Origin of the sequence: Fodinibius salsisoli (assembly GCF_026229185.1) — a bacterium.
GTDB classification, from domain to species: Bacteria; Bacteroidota; Rhodothermia; order Balneolales; family Balneolaceae; genus Fodinibius; species Fodinibius salsisoli.
The window spans coordinates 1-1,279 of the sequence record NZ_JAGGJA010000034.1 but is presented as its reverse complement, the minus strand read 5'-3'; the positions used below and the strand labels follow the sequence as shown (position 1 = coordinate 1,279).

General features: G+C 50.0%; 2 protein-coding genes. Both read right to left on the bottom strand.

Translation table 11 applies throughout. The annotated features are described in order from the left end of the window. Positions 1-40 precede the first annotated feature (40 nt). Complete coding sequence (locus tag J6I44_RS20500) at positions 41-910, bottom strand: IS3 family transposase (protein WP_265768139.1); 870 nt, start codon at positions 908-910, stop codon at positions 41-43. An 11-nt stretch (positions 911-921) separates the two neighbouring features. Further along, positions 922-1,218: a transposase gene (locus J6I44_RS20495; RefSeq protein ID WP_265768138.1), complete on the bottom strand. Its 297-nt coding sequence runs from the start codon at positions 1,216-1,218 to the stop codon at positions 922-924. Positions 1,219-1,279 lie beyond the last annotated feature (61 nt).

Here is a 1,279-nt window from a genome sequence, read left to right as displayed (position 1 = left end):
TGGAATTGCTACAAAAAAATGGACAGTACGTTAAGCCAGATCATGCTGCCCGTTCTTGTTGTTGGGTTAAATACTCTTGCATTTCCGCCGGTGTGCGGTAGTCCAGCGTTGAATGCAAGCGCTGGCGGTTATACCAGATCTCGATAAATTGGAAGATTACCCCTCGCAATTCTCGGTACCCGTAGTGCTTAGGTTCTATCGGTAGTTCTGCTTTAAAGGTTTTAAAGAAGCTCTCGGCCGGAGCGTTATCCCAGCAGTTGCCTTTGCGGCTCATGCTTTGATGGACCAGCGGGCGGCCGTCCAGTAACTTGCAAAACTCCTGGCAAGCATATTGGATTCCACGATCGGAATGGAAGATTAACCTCTGGTCGATAGCTCGCTTTTGGCAGGCCTGCTTCCAAGCTGGAATAACGGTTTGATCAGCTCGCATGCCTTCCGAGAGCGACCAACCCAGAATCTGGCGGTCGGCCAGGTCCATGATCGTTGTCAGGTATAACCACCCTTGACTGCTGGGGATATAGGTGATGTCACTTACCCACACCTGGCCCAATCGCCCGACGGTAAACTCTTGGTCTAACCGATTCGGGGCTACTGGTAGCTGGTGTTTCGAATCCGTGGTTGCCACCCATTTAGGACGAATCTGGCTCTGTATGCCTTCTTTCCTCATGAGCCGAGCCACTCTTGGGCGGCCGACGGTTTCCCCATCCCGCAGCAGTTGCTGGTGAATACGGGGACTGCCGTAGGTCTTCCCCGATTTCAGCCAAATCTGCTTAATCCGTCTCCTCAAACGCCGGTTTTCTTTGGCGCGATCGGAGAGGCCGCGACTGATCCAGCTATAATAGCCACTTCTGCTTACCCTGAATACCTCGGACATCTTTACAATGGGAAATAAGTGTCTGTGTTCAGCCATAAACCCGAAGATTACCTGTTTTTCTTCGTAAAGATGCCCATGGCCTTTTTTAGAATATCGCGCTCCATCCGCACGTCAGCCAGTTCTTTCTTTAATTCGGCCAGTTCTTTCTCTTCGGGCGTCTGCTGAGGAATACCTTTGCCCGGAAAGGCCTGCTGGGGTTGTTTTTTATACTTCGATCGCCAAGCGTAGATAAGTCCCGGGTCAATCCCTAACTCATCGGCCAACTCGCGGATATTATCCCGCTGATAACTTTGTTGGATCACGTCCAATTTAAATTCTTTGCTGTAGGTTCGTCTTTTACTCATAATAGGTATTGGTCATAAATTGCGGCGACAATCTATGGCTTAACTGGGTGTCCACCAAAAT